Origin of the sequence: Aegicerativicinus sediminis (assembly GCF_015476115.1) — a bacterium.
GTDB classification, from domain to species: domain Bacteria; phylum Bacteroidota; class Bacteroidia; order Flavobacteriales; family Flavobacteriaceae; genus Aegicerativicinus; species Aegicerativicinus sediminis.
This window is the reverse complement of sequence record NZ_CP064295.1, coordinates 746,283-764,140: the sequence shown is the minus strand read 5'-3', so window position 1 is coordinate 764,140 and position 17,858 is coordinate 746,283. Positions and strand designations below refer to the sequence as shown.

The 17,858-nt window shown below is 36.9% G+C and carries 10 protein-coding genes; 9 read left to right on the top strand and 1 reads right to left on the bottom strand.

Annotation, left to right across the window (positions count from 1 at the left end; translation table 11 throughout):
- Window positions 1-924 carry a tRNA epoxyqueuosine(34) reductase QueG gene (gene queG / locus ISU00_RS03380; RefSeq protein ID WP_228852634.1) on the top strand — a complete coding sequence of 308 codons (924 nt, stop codon included), beginning with the start codon at window positions 1-3 and terminating at the stop codon, window positions 922-924.
- Here queG and ISU00_RS03375 read toward each other — a convergent pair.
- Window positions 921-2,795, bottom strand: coding sequence for a BamA/TamA family outer membrane protein (locus tag ISU00_RS03375; protein WP_228852633.1), 1,875 nt, complete (start codon window positions 2,793-2,795; stop codon window positions 921-923). The two genes, queG and ISU00_RS03375, sit on opposite strands and share 4 nt — an antisense overlap.
- Window positions 2,796-2,974: 179 nt before the next feature.
- Between ISU00_RS03375 and ISU00_RS03370 the strand changes: the two genes are divergently transcribed.
- The 8 genes from ISU00_RS03370 to ISU00_RS03340 all read left to right on the top strand — a co-directional run bounded on the left by ISU00_RS03370 (window position 2,975) and on the right by ISU00_RS03340 (window position 17,841).
- Window positions 2,975-5,278 carry an NADP-dependent malic enzyme gene (locus ISU00_RS03370; protein ID WP_228852632.1) on the top strand — a complete coding sequence of 768 codons (2,304 nt, stop codon included), beginning with the start codon at window positions 2,975-2,977 and terminating at the stop codon, window positions 5,276-5,278.
- Between the two features lie 56 nt (window positions 5,279-5,334).
- Window positions 5,335-5,916, top strand: a complete 582-nt coding sequence (gene ruvA / locus ISU00_RS03365; RefSeq protein WP_228852631.1) for a Holliday junction branch migration protein RuvA — start codon at window positions 5,335-5,337, stop codon at window positions 5,914-5,916.
- Window positions 5,917-5,921: 5 nt separating this feature from the next.
- Complete coding sequence (gene sov / locus ISU00_RS03360; RefSeq protein WP_228852630.1) at window positions 5,922-13,169, top strand: T9SS outer membrane translocon Sov/SprA; 7,248 nt, start codon at window positions 5,922-5,924, stop codon at window positions 13,167-13,169.
- Window positions 13,170-13,221: 52 nt separating this feature from the next.
- On the top strand, window positions 13,222-13,602 hold the full coding sequence (gene gcvH, locus ISU00_RS03355) for a glycine cleavage system protein GcvH (protein ID WP_228852629.1): 381 nt from the start codon (window positions 13,222-13,224) through the stop codon (window positions 13,600-13,602).
- On the top strand, window positions 13,595-13,954 hold the full coding sequence (locus tag ISU00_RS17700) for a VanZ family protein (RefSeq protein ID WP_394368533.1): 360 nt from the start codon (window positions 13,595-13,597) through the stop codon (window positions 13,952-13,954). Before gcvH ends, ISU00_RS17700 begins: the two co-directional genes overlap by 8 nt.
- Before the next feature lie 71 nt (window positions 13,955-14,025).
- Complete coding sequence (locus tag ISU00_RS03350) at window positions 14,026-14,751, top strand: energy transducer TonB (RefSeq protein WP_228852628.1); 726 nt, start codon at window positions 14,026-14,028, stop codon at window positions 14,749-14,751.
- 110 nt (window positions 14,752-14,861) lie between these two features.
- Window positions 14,862-15,656: an energy transducer TonB gene (locus ISU00_RS03345; protein ID WP_228852627.1), complete on the top strand. Its 795-nt coding sequence runs from the start codon at window positions 14,862-14,864 to the stop codon at window positions 15,654-15,656.
- 88 nt (window positions 15,657-15,744) lie between these two features.
- A complete protein-coding gene (locus ISU00_RS03340) occupies window positions 15,745-17,841 on the top strand; it encodes a gliding motility protein RemB (RefSeq protein WP_228852626.1) in 2,097 nt (698 codons plus the stop codon).
- Window positions 17,842-17,858: the final 17 nt, after the last annotated feature.

The following is a 17,858-nucleotide window of genomic DNA, read 5'->3' as shown; positions in this document are numbered from 1 at the left end:
GTGAATAATAAGGAAAACTTTACACAGCTTATCAAATTGGAAGCTAAAAGACTTGGCTTTTTGTCCTGTGGTATTAGTAAGGCAGAATTTTTGGAAAAAGAGGCTCCTATACTCGAGAACTGGCTTAAAAAAGGGATGCATGGAAAAATGGGTTATATGGAAAACCATTTTGACAAAAGGCTTAACCCCGCCTTACTTGTACCGGGCGCCAAGTCGGTAATTTCATTACTTCTTAATTACTACACAGAAAAAGAACAAACCGATCCTGAGGCACCAAAAATTAGTAAATATGCATATGGGGAAGATTACCACTTTGTTATAAAGAACAAATTAAAAAGTTTGTTAGAATATATCCGAGATAATATTGGTGATATCGATGGCCGAGTATTTGTAGATTCGGCACCAGTGATGGATAAAGCTTGGGCTGCTAAAAGTGGTTTGGGATGGATCGGAAAAAACAGCAATTTGCTATCACGAAAAGTTGGATCCTATTTTTTCATTGCTGAATTAATAGTAGATATGGAATTACTCTACGATGGCCCTACTACCGATCATTGTGGAACCTGCACTGCATGTATTGATGCCTGCCCGACTGAGGCCATTATTCAACCCTATGTTGTAGATGGCAGTAAATGTATTTCTTATTTTACAATTGAATTGAAGGACAGCATACCTACTCAATACAAAGGAAGTTTTGAAAATTGGATGTTTGGCTGTGATATTTGTCAAGAAGTTTGTCCTTGGAATAGATTTTCTACTCCTCATACTGAGGACAGTTTTAGCCCTCATACTGAGTTGTTAGAAATGACTAAAACAGATTGGCAAGAGTTAACAGAAGAAACATTTAAAAAAGTATTTAAAAATTCTGCCGTAAAGCGAACCAAATTTAGCGGTCTTAAGCGCAATATTGCCTTCCTCGATTAATTGTAATTGACTGTTAATGGTTTGCCCAGATTAAATTCTTGAAAACCAAAATCATTAGATTCTAGTGCGTTGCCTCTAAATATATTTACGCCCTTACCTGGCATGTTCGGATAATACGCTAATGAAATTTGAAAACTGCTGAATACGAGATAGTCATTCCTAACAAGAAATCCAATTCCAAATGAGGAGTACAATTTACTCTTGGATATTCTTGTATCATCATCCGCAATTAATGCAGTGGTAATATTAACGAATGGGTTTAGTCTAAAACCGTATAAGTTCCAAGGAGAGTAGAATTGAGTTTGCAAGGCTAATAGGTATTTTTTTGTCCCTCGTAAATCGCTTTTAAAACCTGGAATTCCAATTCTATTAGAGTGAGGGTAATCATTGTTAAAAAATCCATCCAAGTTATTATTCTCATTAAGGGTAAGCATATCATACTCAGAGTCGAGACGACTGGTCCCAATCAAGAACTGGGGTTTTACAAACTGCCTCATATGCCATTTCTCACCGATTGAAATTAGGTTTGTAAAATAGTTTGCTTGAAAACTATAAGCCGTTTGTTCTGCCTTAGAGTTGTTAAAAAATGTGCCGAATTCAAAATTAGTGCTTAAAAATCCCCAAGAATAATAATCCCCATAGGTAAGTTTAGTGCCAAGATAATTTCTGTTTTCTCCATTGCGGGACTGATTCCCTAAGGTAATTGCTCCAACTGCTCCTATTGGTACATCCTCAGTTCGTCCATCTTGAAATATGTAATTGTCCCTAACAAATTGCCTCAAGGAGATTCCAATAGAAGCCAAATAAAACCTTTGATCTGCAAAATAATTAATGCTGTCGTATTCAAGTGAGGGTGACTCAGAGAATTGGGTGTCTAGGAATCTCAAACTTGTAACAAGGTTTGCAATTCTGTTATTGCCCAAAAACCCTTTATAAATTCTAAATGCATAACCGGCCCAATAATCTTGGGTAATAGAATTTAGATTTTGTGAAACAGAGATACTATCATTTTCAGGGTAATAAAGCTTATGAAATTCCTTGTCTAGTTTAAAACCTCCGGCCCAACGTGTAAGAGGTGAAAAAAATGTGCGTTCTATATCTAACAATTTACCATATTCTCCGGCTAAGTTAGATTTGTAGGCCAGTTCACCACTTATATAGGTGTTTCGAAAATTGGGTATGCGATATCTGAGGTCGTAAGCAAGGCTATCTGTTTTTAAACTGCGTGAGAAATCTGCCCGTAATTGATGCCCGAGACCAATAAAGTTCCTTTCCCTAATTCCAAGTTTTACCTTACTGCTAGAAAGGCTGGCATCTGGAATTATTGTCCACGTATCTAGAACATCCACTGTAATATCAACAGAATCTGAAGTATGCACTAATCGTTTTGGATAAATTTTTACACTTTGAACATAATTCTGGGTTCTAAGTAACCTTTCAGACTCATAAATTACTACGCTGTCGAATTTAGAATTCTCCTCAAAAAGTAAAATGTTTCTAATTACAAAACTTCTTGTTCTTATGTGCAGATTATTGGATACTCGTTCGGCCCAATTATTGGGTTTTGCTAACGTATCATCAAGTGAAAAACCAAACGGATCGAAAACCCTTATTTTAATATCTCTGATTATTTTACCTTCGAAATTACCAATGTTTACTCTTTGGTAAACTTTTTTTCTTTTGGGCTTCCTTTCAGTTGATTCAAAAATAAGTCCATGTAACCATTTGGTAAGTTTCTTTTTTTGTGAAAAATCCTCAATCTTGTTATATACACTATCGGTATCAATAGCAGTTGTATCTACCTGGGCGTGTAATAGGTTTATAGTTGCTGAAAAGCAAATGACAATCAGGATTAGAAAATAATTTTTCAATAGAATGAAACTGAAAAAACGTTCTTAGAAATTACATTTGAAATATCTCGGGTTGAGATAATCTCCTGCAACGAAATAACATAATTTCCCCCTTATAATTGTGTTCAATCTAAAAATGTTTTTGTTTTTACAGATTGCCATATTCACTTACCTTTGTTATAAATTAATCTGACCAAATTATGAGTAAGCAGAGCCGTCGCCGCGAAGCACTGGTTTATCACGCCAAACCAACTCCTGGAAAAATAAAAGTAGTTCCCACCAAAAAGTATGCAAGTCAACGAGATTTGTCTTTGGCCTATTCTCCTGGTGTTGCTGAGCCTTGTTTGGAAATCGAAAAGAAAAAAGACAACGTCTATAAATATACTACTAAGGGTAATTTAGTGGCGGTAATTTCTAATGGAACAGCTGTTTTAGGTCTTGGGAATATTGGACCTGAGGCGTCAAAGCCTGTAATGGAGGGTAAGGGCTTGCTTTTCAAGATATTCGCTGATATTGATGTTTTTGATATTGAGGTTGATACTGAGAATGTAGAGGAATTTATACAGACGGTTAAGAATATAGCCCCAACATTTGGTGGTATAAATCTTGAAGACATAAAAGCTCCGGAAGCCTTCGAAATTGAACGCCGATTAAAAGAGGAATTGGATATTCCTGTAATGCATGACGATCAACATGGTACAGCTATCATTTCTGCCGCGGCCTTAATAAATGCCCTGGAGCTAGCGGATAAAAATATTGAAGATGTTTCAATAGTGATTAGCGGTGCAGGTGCAGCTGCTATTTCTTGTTCTAGACTTTACCAATCTTGTGGTGCTCGCAAGGAGAATATGGTTATGCTAGATAGTAAGGGGGTTATTAGAAAGGATCGTGAGAATCTGTCCGCAGAAAAATCAGAATTTGCTACGCATAAAGACTGCAATACTCTTGAAGAAGCTATGGAGAATGCAGATGTCTTCATTGGTTTATCGATGGCAGACCTGGTAACCCCAAAAATGCTGCTGTCTATGAGCGAGAATCCTATCGTATTTGCTATGGCAAATCCAGATCCAGAGATTGCTTACGACCTAGCAGTTGCAACCCGAAACGATATTATTATGGCAACTGGTCGAAGCGACCATCCTAACCAAGTTAATAATGTATTAGGATTTCCATTTATTTTTCGCGGAGCATTAGATGTAAGGGCTACAAAGATTAATGAAGAGATGAAAATGGCTGCAGTTCATGCTTTGGCTAAGTTGGCTAAGGAGCCAGTTCCGGAGCAAGTTAATATTGCTTATGGTGAAACGTTCTTAAGCTTTGGTAGAGATTATATAATTCCAAAACCTTTCGATCCTAGGTTGATTGCGGTTGTCCCACCTGCTGTTGCAAAAGCGGCAATTGATAGTGGGGTGGCAAAATTTCCTATTCCAGATTGGGATAAATACACTGATTCATTGTTAGAACGTCTAGGTTCAGATAATAAGATTGTAAGATTATTATTGAACCGTGCTAAAATGAATCCTAAGAGAGTTGTGTTTGCAGAAGCGGATCGATTAGATGTCCTTAAGGCTGCGCAGATTGTCCAAGATGAAGGTGTTGCAATTCCTATTCTTTTAGGAAGAAAAGATGCCATCAAAAAATTGATGAAAAGCATCGATTATGATGGAGAGGTTACGATCATCGACCCAAAATCTGACGAAGAGGAGGAGCGTAAAAATAAATATGCGGAAGTTTATTGGAGGCAAAGAAGAAGAAAAGGTGTTACCCTATATTCTGCCCAACAAGTAATGCGCGAGCGCAATTATTTTGCAGCTATGATGGTAAATGAGGGGGATGCTGATGCTTTAATTTCAGGTTATTCAAGAAGTTATCCAACGGTTTTAAAGCCGATGTTAGAGTTAATCGGTTTAACTCCAGGTGCAACTAGGGTTGCTGCAACCAATCTGCTAATGACCCAGCGTGGCCCCATGTTTTTAAGCGATACGTCTATCAATATAGATCCACCGGCAAAAGATCTTGCTAAAATTGCTCAGATGACAGCCCGCACTGTTAAAATGTTTGGGATGGAACCCGTAATGGCAATGGTTTCTTATTCCAATTTCGGGTCTTCTAAGAATGAAAGAGCCTCTAAAGTTAGAGATGCTGTTTCCCTTCTTCATAGAAATTGCCCAGAGTTAATTGTTGACGGTGAGGTGCAAACAGATTTTGCCCTAAACAGTGAGATGTTACAAGAGATTTTTCCATTTTCAAAATTGGCTGGTAAAAAAGTTAATACACTTATTTTCCCTAATATAGAATCAGCAAATATTACCTATAAATTAATTAAGGAATTAGAAAAGTCTGATAATATAGGTCCAATAATGATGGGTATGCGAAAACCTGTCCATATTTTACAACTTGGGGCGAGCGTTGATGAAATTGTAAATATGGCGGCAATAGCAGTTGTAGATGCTCAGCAAAAAGAAAAGAAAGAATTGGACTTAAAAGAATTACAAGAAATTTGATTGCCCTTATAATGAAGATAATTTTATTACATTTACCTTAATAACTTACCTATTACATGATTACTCACGTTCAGGGGAGATTGGTGGAAAAGAATCCAACAGATGTAGTTATAGATTGTAACGGTGTCGGTTATCTCCTAAATATTTCACTGCACACCTATTCTCAAATCCCTAATAACGAACATCTTAAGCTGTATACACATTTATTGATAAGGGAAGATTCTCATACCTTATATGGCTTTTCGACTTTGGTAGAAAGGGAAATTTTTCGACTATTGATTTCTGTTAGCGGGGTTGGTGCAAGCACTGCTCGTACTATGCTCAGTTCCTTATCGCCTGAAGATGTCCGTGAGGCGATTGCTCATGATGATGTAAGGTTGATTCAGTCAGTTAAAGGAATTGGAGCAAAAACAGCGCAAAGGGTTATTCTAGATCTTAAGGACAAAATTCTCAAAACTTACAATCTTGATGAACTTTCTGTTAATAGAAGCAATACAAGTAAAGATGAAGCGTTATCAGCTTTGGAGGTGCTTGGATTTAATAAAAAACAGGCCGAACGTGTCGTGGATAAAATTGTAAAACAAGATCCGGATGCTAATGTAGAAACCGTTATAAAAGAAGCTTTAAAAAACTTATAATTGATTTGAATTCTACTAACCTAACTATTTCAAAACAATTACATTACATACTTATATCTATTGGGCTTGTCTTTTCTGTTACTTTAAATGCGCAGCAAACTCAAACCGATCAAGATAGTACTAGTACAGGCTTTTCTTTAGGCAGGCTTGAAATGCCTAACCCAAATAGTATTTTAGCCAAATATACTTACGACCCTTTAACAGACCGCTATGTTTATACAGAAACGGTGGGCAATTTCAATATTAACTATCCCGTAATCTTAACACCACAAGAATACCAGCGTTTAATTCTGCAAGAGAATATGCGCAATTATTATAAGCAAAAACTTGATGCAGTTGAGGGAAGGAAAGAAGGCTCAGAAGAGGAACAACGAAATTTATTGCCTGAATTTTATGTCAATTCAGGGTTTTTTGAAACTATTTTTGGTGGTAATACAATTGAAGTAATTCCTCAAGGATCAGTTGAAATGGATTTGGGGTTACTATATACCAAACAAGACAACCCAACATTTTCTCCGAGAAATAGATCTAATTTAACCTTTGATTTCGACCAAAGAATTAGTCTTAGTTTATTAGGGAAAGTTGGTACGCGTTTGCAGGTAACAGCAAATTATGATACCCAGTCAACTTTCGATTTTCAGAATATAATAAAGTTAGAGTATACCCCAACAGAGGATGATATTGTTAGAAAGATTGAAGTTGGTAATGTAAGTATGCCGTTGAATAGTTCTCTTATTACCGGTGCCCAAAGTTTATTTGGCGTGAAGACTGAGCTGCAATTTGGTAAAACTAGAATAACAACCGTATTCTCTGAACAGAAATCCCAATCCCAATCTGTTCTTTCTCAAGGAGGAGGAACCTTGGACGAATTTGAAATATTCATAAGGGATTATGATGAAAATAGACACTTCTTCTTGGCGCAATATTTTAGAAACAATTATGATAGATCCTTAAGGCGATATCCTTGGATTGAAAACAACATTCAAATAACAAGGGTTGAAGTTTGGGTGACAAACAGAAGTGCACAGACTGATAATGTTAGAAATATTGTTGCCTTTCAAGATTTAGGAGAATCTGATATTATTGGATTGAATAATCCTCCTGCAGGTTTCGTTAATGTTGGTCAAAATGCCTATCCGGATAATGGTAATAACGACTTTGACCCAAAGAGCATAGGTGGTGCGGGTTCCCTTCTAACAGAAGGGGTGCGCGATATAGCTACCGTCGATCAGGGAATTCTGGTTCCGACTGCAGAAGGTGTCGATTTCGGTAAACTTGAAAATGCCCGTAAACTAATTCAAGGTAGAGACTATACCTTGCACACCCAACTCGGGTATATCTCTCTTAATCAAAGGTTGTTGAATGACGAAATTTTGGCTGTAGCATTTCAATACACCGTTGGAGGTCAGGTGTATCAGGTTGGTGAATTTGCAAATGACGGTGTTAATGCAACAGAAGTCAGTAATGAGCCAACCACAGGAAACCAAGTGGTTAACAATAACAATTTGGTATTAAAAATGCTCAAAAGCGCTATCACCAATGTTAATGAGCCAATTTGGGATCTTATGATGAAAAACATCTACGACACTGGCGCATACCAATTGTCGCCGGATGATTTCAGATTGAATATCTTTTATACAGAAGCCTCACCCGTAAACTATATTGAGCCTGTGGAGGGAGAACCTTTCCCCATATTCGATAATAATACCCCTCTCGATCCAACCGATGATACCCCAATTGTTGAAACGCCTTTGATTCGGTTATTCCATTTAGATCGACTTAATTTCAACAATGATCCTCAATTATTGGGAGATGGGTTTTTTGATTTCGTCCCAGGTCTAACAGTATATACCCAAAATGGTAAAATTATATTTACAAAGGTTGAGCCGTTTGGCCGTTATCTTTTTGATATTTTAGATACTGACGGTAATCCCAACGACAATGACATAGACTACGAAGAGAGTACTTATGACAACCTAAACCAAGAAAAATATGTTTACGATATCCTTTATAAAGAAACCAAGACCGCTGCGTTAGACGAGGTTGAGAAAAACAAATTCCAACTAAAGGGTCGTTACAAATCCTCCGGTAGCGATGGTATACCATTAGGGGCATTTAATGTTCCAAGGGGATCTGTAGTTGTTACCGCTGGTGGTAGGGTTTTAGTAGAGGGAATTGATTATACAGTTGATTATCAACAGGGGATGGTTCAAATTTTGGACGAGGCACTTAAAGCTTCCAATACCCCGATAAAAGTTTCTGTAGAAAACAATGCGGTTTTTGGTCAACAAACTAGGCGATTTACTGGTGTTAATGTTGAACACCAATTCAGTGAAAATTTTGTATTGGGCGGTACATTCCTTAACCTTTCCGAACGACCTATCACCCAAAAAGCAAATTTTAATACAGAGCCAATTAATAATACAATTTTAGGGGTTAATGGTAATTTTTCAACAGAGGTGCCATTTCTTACAAGGTTGGTAAACAAGTTGCCCAATATTGATACAGATGTGCCTTCAAATTTATCAGTCAGAGGAGAATTTGCATATTTACTGCCTGGAGCGCCTAAAGGAACCGATTTTAATGATGAAGCAACCGCTTATGTAGATGATTTTGAAGGTAACCAAGGGGCGATTGACCTTTTGGCTCCACAAGCCTGGAATTTGTCTAGTAGACCTGTTGGCTTAGGACGAAGTTATGCTCAGGGAGATGAGGATGGTTCTGGAGTTCAAAATGGATTCGATAGGGCTTTTTTGAACTGGTATTCAATAGACCCAATTTTTTATGGTAGTAGAAGGCCACAAGGATTGTCTGACGATGATTTATCTAGCGTTTATACCAGAAGAGTTTTTATAGATGAGATTTTTCCACAGATAGATTTAGTGCAAGGGCAGTCTACAGTAATCCCTTCATTAGATTTAGTGTATTATCCGCGTGAAAGAGGTCCATACAACTATAGTCAAGATGCTACTGATGGGATTTTGGATAATCCTGAAGATAGTTGGGCTGGGATAACAAGACAAATTACTTCTACAGATTTTGAACAAGCCAATGTGGAGTTTATTGAGTTTTGGCTACAGGATCCGTTTTTGGAAGATGCCACCAACCAAGGAGGGATGCTCAATATAAATCTTGGTAATATTTCAGAGGATGTATTAAAGGACGGTAGAAAAATGTACGAAAATGGTCTGCCCGAAGACGGTGATGTATCTTCTCTTCTTCCGACCACAACATATGGAACCGTCGTTCCAAGAAACCAAGCTTTGGTATATACCTTTTCCACTTTAGGTGATCAAAGAAACAATCAGGACGTTGGTCTGGATGGGTTCAATGATCAACAAGAAGCACAACAATTTCCTTCCTTTGCTGGCCTTGAGGATCCATCAAATGACAACTACACCTATTTCCTAAATACCGAAGGTGATATTTTTGAACGATATAAAAAATACAATGGTCTAGAAGGAAACTCTTTAGATGTCTTCACCGAAACCAATCGTGGCGCAACTACACAGCCAGATGTGGAGGATATCAATAGAGATAATACCATGAATACCATCAACAGTTATTATGAGTATAAAATTCCAATAACACCTAATTCCTTAAATGCTGGAAACCCTCAAATTAATGATGTAAAAGTAAGGGATGTTACCCTTCCAAACGGTGAAGTTAGGCAGGTTAGATGGTACCAATTTAGATTGCCGGTGAGCGAGCCTACCGATACAATCGGTGGCATGACAGATATACGCTCAGTGAGATTTGCAAGACTTTATCTAGAAGACTTTACCCAAAAAACTGTTATGCGTTTTGCGACTTTGGATTTGGTAAGAAGTGATTGGAGGCGTTATAAACTTTCGCTAGATGAGGAGGCGAATAATGCGAACGATTTTACGGAAATGAACCTTGGTATTATTGGTCTTCAAGAAAATGAGGGAAACTATGTCTCACCTCCTGGAGTAAGAAGGGAACGGCTAAACAATAACAATAACATTATTAGGCAGAATGAGCAGGCGCTGGTAATGGAAATCTGCAGTTTAGAGCCTGAGGATTCGAGGGGTGTTTATAAAAATATAAATGTAGACATGCGACAGTATAAAAAGCTGCGGATGTTTATACATGCCGAAGAATCGGAGGGGAATAATATCAATGATGGGGAAATGGTAGGTTTTATCCGAATGGGTAATGACTTTACACAGAACTTTTATCAAATTGAAGTTCCATTAAAAATTTCGTCAGGTACAAGTGTTTCTGAACGTGAAGTTTGGCCAGAAGAAAACGAAATAGATATTCCTCTTGCGATATTGGAACAAATTAAATCCATTGGAATAACTGATGGAACCCTTGCTAATGAAGATCCTACTTTTTATGACGTTACTCCTGATGGTGTAGTGCCGGTTGGACCATTTGATCCTTATACAATGGGGCAACAAAGAGTGGCGATAAAGGGGAATCCCAATTTCGGCGATATTAGGGTCTTAATGGTGGGCATTAAAAACCCTGGGGTTACAAAAATTCCATTGTGTGGAGAGCTGTGGTTTAATGAATTGCGGCTTTCAGATCTAGACAAAGAAGGTGGATGGGCCGCTATTGCAAGTGTTGATACAAACATTGCGGATTTTATGAATCTAAGCGCAACAGGTAGGCAATCGACGATTGGTTTTGGTTCAGTTGAACAACGGCCAAATGAACGGAGCCGAGAGAATTTGAAGCAATATGACATGGTTACCAATGTTAACCTTGGTCAACTGCTCCCTAAAAAATGGGGTGTTCAAGTGCCGTTGAATTATGCAAGGGGAGAAGAGTCAATAACACCCGAGTACGATGAATATTATCGAGATATTAAGTTAGAAGCCTTACTTGATGAAGCTGATGATAGAGAAGAACGTGAAAAGATTTTAAAACGATCTGAAAGTTATACAAAACGTGAAAGCATTAGTTTTATAGGAGTGAAAAAACAAAGGGCGCCTGATGTAAAACCTCATTTTTATGATGTGGAGAATTTCACCTTTAACTTTTCCAATAACAAAACTAATCACAGGGATTTTGAAATAGAAAATTCCTTAGATCAGAACGTAAGGACGGGAATGACCTACAGTTATAATTTTGACCCTAAACCTATTGAGCCTTTTAAAAAGAATGATTCACTATTTAGAAACAGATATTTTAGGCTGCTGAAAGATTTCAATTTTAATCCTTTTCCAGCAAGTTTTACTGCGCAGAGTGATATACTTAGGAGATTCAATAGACAGAAATTCAGGGATTTTGATTTAACTGGTAAGAATATTGGGCTTGAAGAATTATACAGGAGAAACTATACTTTCAATACTCAATATGCTATTAATTACAATGTCACTAAATCTTTAAGTTTCAATTTTACTGCAGCAAACAGTAATATTGTTCGCAATTATTTTATTGATGATGTAATAAATGGTAGGCAAGATCCTTCGTTGGATATTTGGGATGGATTCTTTGACCCGGGTGATCCTAATATTCAATCGCAACAATTACAGGTCAATTACGAAATTCCATTAAACAAGATTCCAACTTTTGAATTTTTAAGAGCGACTTATTCCTATACTGGAGATTTTCAATGGCAAAAAGGATCAGATTTGAATCGTGATCTTCCTATTGAGGATGAAAACGGTAATGTTACCGTCTACAACTTGGGTAACTCAGTTCAAAACGCTAATACACATTTGCTTAATACAACTTTAGATATGCCTAAATTGTATAAGTATTTAGGGTTGGTTAAAAAACCTACAAGCAGAGTTACTCGTGCTAATTCGCGATCTCCTGGAGCACCGGGACAGCCGGGAGCTCGAAATCCTCAAGAGGATGAGCAGAAGAAAGCGGGTGCAGGAACAGAGGTATTCAATACTTTTGTAGGAATAGTTACAGCAGTAAAGAGGATACAAGTTAATTACCGCGAAAATAATGGCTCATTTCTACCGGGTTATTTGCGTACGCCGGGCTTTATTGGAACCCTGAAACCTACTTTTGGTTATACCTTTGGTAGCCAACGAGACATAAGGGATTATGTAGCAGGGAATGGATGGTTAACTGTTTTCCCAGACTTCAATCAGCAGTATTCAGAAGTCACCAATAGAGTTCTAGATGTTTCTGCAAATGCTGAGTTTATTCCAGATCTAACCTTAGATTTAACTGGGAACAGAATTTATGCAGACAATATGAATGAGAATTTCCGTGTCGAGGATATGGATGGCGATGGTAGACTAGACTATAATTCTCTTATACAAAACAGCTTCGGAAATTTTGCCATCTCAACAGCGCTAATTAGAACTGCCTTTGCAAAAAGTGATGAAAATGGTTCAGAACCTTTTAATGACTTCCGTGAAAATCGATTAATTGTTGCAAGAAGATTGGCTAGAGAGTTTTACGGCAGCGATAATTATGAGCTAGACGAAGAAGGTTATCCTCTTGGTTTCGGTAAGAATAATCAAGCCGTTCTTTTACCAGCCTTTATCGCTGCATATCAAGGGGCAAAGGTTGAAGACGTAAAACTCGGAGCATTTCGGGATATACCAATTCCTAATTGGCAATTGAAATACACCGGATTAATGAAGCTAAATTGGTTCAAGAAAAATTTCAAAAGGTTCTCAGTTACTCATGGTTATCGTTCTTTATACACAGTGAACCAGTTTAGGACGAATCTCGACTTTGTTGCAGCAGATCCAACATTGCTATATGATGACCAAGACCCAGAGGTTTTTGATCAATCTGGAAACTTCAAAAATCAGACTCTTTTCAGTAATATTAACTTAGAAGAACAATTTAGCCCATTGGTTCGCCTTGATTTTGAAATGCAGAATTCTGTAAAAATATTGGCTGAAGTAGGGACTGGTAGGATTCTTTCTTTGAGTTTTGATAATAATTTATTGACAGAAATTCAAAATAAGGATTATACACTAGGATTGGGATACCGTATAAAAGATGTGCGTATACGATCCAAACTTGCTGGACCTACGCAAATAATAAAAAGTGATTTAAACCTCAAGGCAGATATATCTTTACGAGATAATAAAACGATTATACGTTATTTAGATTTGGAAAATAATCAAGTTACAGCAGGTCAGACTTTATGGAGGTTGAATTTTGCTGCAGATTATGCATTTAGTAAAAACTTAACTGGGATATTTTATTTTGATTATTCGTTCTCTGAATATGCCATTTCTACCGCCTTCCCTCAAACTACTATCAGAAGTGGAATTACCTTACGTTATAATTTCGGAAATTAGACTTGAATAAAATTTTTTTAAGTTTACTTTTGTCAAAATAATTGAATCACAAATGAACGTACCATCAGAATTAAAGTATACCAAAGACCATGAGTGGGTTAAGGTTGAAGGAGACATTATTACAGTAGGAATCACTGACTTTGCTCAGGGTGAGCTAGGTGATATTGTATATGTTGAAGTTGATACAGTAGATGAAACCCTTGATGCAGAAGAGATTTTTGGAACGGTTGAGGCTGTTAAAACAGTTTCGGATTTATTCCTTCCCGTTTCTGGTGAGATAATTGAATTTAATGCTTCTCTTGAAGATGAGCCTGAAAAGGTTAATACCGATCCATATGGTGAGGGTTGGATGATTAAGGTAAAATGTTCAGATATATCTGAACTAGATAATTTGTTAACTGCCGAAGAATATACCGAATTGGTTGGTGCTTAAAAAGCCGTTAAACCCACTATTTTTAATTGGCTATTTAGGATTTATAACCATATTTAGCCTTGGTAACTTTGGCATAGTAAAACCTCTGGGATCAGAGTATGACGATAAATTAAATCATATTGCGGCTCATGCAATATTGGTCTCATTAGCTTATTTAACTCTTTTTGGACGAAAATTTAAATCACCACTACTTTTAAGTTTCTTCTTTTCAATTGGTTATGGCATAATTATTGAGGTTTTACAATTGATATTGTCCTCGGGCAGAACTTTTGATTTCCGTGATATAATAGCCAACATAATTGGAGCGCTTTTATCGGTTTTATTCATTAAAGTCCTGTTTCGAGTTCGTTAAATAAAATTAATCGTTTGTTTTTTTAACTATTATTTGGTTATTTTAGCAATCCTTAAAAAATCACTTATTTCATGGAACCAAAGAAAAATCCAAAGGTCGATGTAAGCCGAAACAGCTCCATTTATTTTGCTGTCGGACTTACTTTGATGTTGTTGATCACCTATTTAACTATCAACTACAAAACATATGATAAAAGCGACATAGATATAGGTCAGCTTAATATGGAAGAAGAGTTGGAGGAAGAAATTCCAATTACTGAACAATTAAAGACTCCACCACCTCCACCTCCACCACCTCCAGCAGCACCAGAAGAAATTGAAGTTGTTGAAGATGATGAGGAAGTGGAAGAAACTGTAATCGAGTCTACAGAAACTGACCAAAATGAAGAAATCGTTGAGGTTGAGGAAGTAGTTGTTGAAGAAGTGGAAGAAGATATAGAGGTTCCTTTTGCGGTAATCGAAAACGTTCCTGTTTTTCCAGGATGTGAGAATGAGAAAGGAAATGATGCTAAGAAAAAATGCATGTCCGAGAAAGTTCAGCAATTTGTAAGTAAGAAGTTCAACACTGAACTTGCAAGTGATTTAGGGTTGTCGGGTAGACAACGTATTAATGTGATTTTTAAGATAGACAAGAGTGGTAATGTTACCAGTATACAATCTAGAGCTCCGCATCCTGGTTTAGAAAAGGAGGCAGCCAGAGTAATTGGTTTATTGCCTAAAATGAAGCCAGGAATGCAAAGAGGAAAGGCAGTGACGGTTCCATATTCGTTGCCGATTGTGTTCCAAGTACAGGATTAATCGTATAATTTCCATAAAATCAAAAACCCGTCTAATTTTTTAGACGGGTTTTTTTGTTTTGGTATGTTTCTTGTGATTTTATCAAAATATTAACACTTCAATTAATTATTATGAAAAATCCGAAAAAAACACACTTGAGGGCTGTGCAGAGCTCCTCAAGAGGCAAGGAACATCCAAAACCCATTACAAATTTACGAAAAAACAGCACCATTTTTTTTCAAGCGGGTTTAATCATTTCGTTATTATTTATCCATTTAGTTTTTCAAATGGAATTTGAGAGAAAAGGATATTCGCTTTTAACTGTTCAGCCGATTGAAGATAAATCACCCGAGTTCGTCAGTCGAAATTATGTGATTGAAAAAAAGACTGATTCCCGGCAAACTACGGCTAGAAAGAAAAATAAATCTGTTCCCCCCAAGATTACAACGGCTCCAGATTTTGTCGATGTTCCGCCTGAGACTGAATTTTCTTCAAAGGATGAATTCCCTGAAATAATTGATCCTGGAAGCATACCGAAAATTGACGATACTGATAATGTCGATGAGATATTCGATGTCACCAACTTGGAGCAGGTTCCCATTTTTCCTGGCTGTGAGAAGAAAAAAACTAATAAAGACAAACTTAAATGTATGTCAGAAAAGTTGAATCGTATCGTACAGAAGAACTTTGATACCTCAATCGGTTCAGAATATGGTTTGTCAGGAACTCAAAAAATTCAAATGGCTTTTACAATTAACCAAAAAGGTGAGGTTATTGATATACAAGCAAGAGCACCCCATCCAATTTTACAGCAGGAGGCCATGCGTGTTGCCAAAAAAATTCCTCAAATGGAGCCAGGTAAACAGAGATATAGACCCGTTTCCGTGGCATATTATCTACCTATAATTTTTAAAGTTCAAGATTAAGTTTTAAAAATAGCTGTCTCCCAAGGAGGCAGCTTTGTTTTGTAGCTTTTAATGATTTATCTTTCAGCATTAAATTGACCGATACCAAATGAAGTATTGTTTTTTAGTGTTAATACTTTGGACTAGCACTAATATAATTGCCCAAAATTTAGATACCTACGAACGACCTCCAATCTATCCTGGTTGTGATTCTCTTGCTAATGATTTACTAAAACCCTGCCTTTTCCATAAGATACAATCCTTTGTCTATACGTCTTTTGAAGTACCTGACGATTTGGTTCAAAATAATTATGAAGGACAAGTGCAATTGTTGTTTGAAATTGATGGGCAAGGGAAAACCAAGGTTCTTTACATCGATGCGATTTCGGAATCCTTGAAAGATGAAACGAACCGTGTTTTCGGATTAATGCCAACCATGCAACCAGGCACATATAATGGAAACCCTACATATTTCCAATATTCTTTAACCATAAAAATTCCATTAGAGCCCGTTGGTGAAATGAATTTAACTAATGTGGAAGAAATTTCTGAAAATCAGAATGCCATAGAAAAGGAGTCCAAAGAATTAGACAGTATAAATAAATCATTGATCCCATTTAATTCTCCCGAATACAACAGCTATTTAAATATTCCCTTTACGCATAACTATTATGATTTATTCGATGCAGAAATGAATCAAGTTGGGACGAATGCTCATACGGCGGCAAAGCCTTTTCAATTTAATGAGGTGAAGCCCTATTTTAATTTAAAGTCCCATAACGACCCCTTGAGGAAAAATGCCTCATCTTGGTTGGGAAGGAAATTTTGGGATGAGCATTTGGTAAGAATTCAGTCTAAAGATTATTGGTTTGTTATAGACCCTATTTTCGACTTGCAGGTTGGTAAAGACTCTGATGCTGATTTTAGTAGTACTTATAACAATACGCGTGGTTTTACAGTCCAAGGAGGCCTAGGCAAACGATTAAATTTCTTTACTTCTGTTTACGAAAGTCAGGGAAGGTTTGCTCAATATTATAATGATTTTGCCTACAGCATAAGAGGGCGTGAAGCTGCGGTAATTCCTGGACGTGGGATTTCAAAATTGTTTAAGCAGGATGGTTTCGACTATCCAGTCGCTGAGGCCTATCTTAGCTACAGTCCTATTGACATATTAAATGTTCAGTTTGGTTATGGGAAAAATTTCATAGGAGATGGGTATCGTTCTCTCTTCCAAAGTGATTTTGGCAGCCCCTATCCATTTTTTAAAATCAGCACTAAATTTTGGAAAATAAAATACACAAATACCTGGATGTGGTTAAAGGATATCCGTGGTGAAGTTTCCGAAGAAAAATCATTTCTGAGAAAATATATGGCCAACCATTATTTAAGTTGGAATGTAAGTAAGCGATTAAATATAGGATTGTTTGAATCTGTATTGTGGTATGACAGTAACGACCGGGGTTTTGATGTTAATTACCTTAACCCGATTATATTCTATAGAGCGATTGAATTTGAAACTGGCCAAGGTGCTGGGAATGCCATCGTAGGAGCATCGGCCAAATATAAATGGAATAATAAGATCAACCTTTACTCACAAGTTATTTTGGACGAATTTTCATTGCCTGAAATAAGGAAGGGTAATAAAAGCTGGAAGAATAAATTCGGTTATCAGATTGGGCTAAAATATTATGAGCCTTTTGATGTAAAGAATCTAAATATACAAATTGAATACAACAGGGTTAGACCCTATACCTATAGCCATAATACCATAATTTTGAATTATGCTAATACGAATCAACCAATGGCCCATGCGTGGGGAGCAAATTTCAGCGAGTTAGTTCTTATTGGCCGATATAAATACGATCGTTGGTTTGGTGATGCAAAATTGGTGTTCGGTAAGAGAGGTTTCGATTTTAACTCCGAGGAGGACAGTTTTTTTTACGGTGGAGATATTTATAGAACGGAAAATGACAGGGTCGGTGATTCTAATATAAAAGTAGCTCAAGGAAATACCACTAATGTATTTTATGGTGAATTGATCGGTGGTTATATGCTAAACCCTGTTAGCAGGTTGCATCTTTTTGCACAATTGACTTTTAGGAATTTTAATCCAGAAGTGAATACCGCTGATGTTTTTAAAAGTAATAGTAATTGGTTTACTCTTGGTGTAAAAACAGATCTTTTCAATTGGTATTGGGATCTTTAAATAACCAATATCTATAT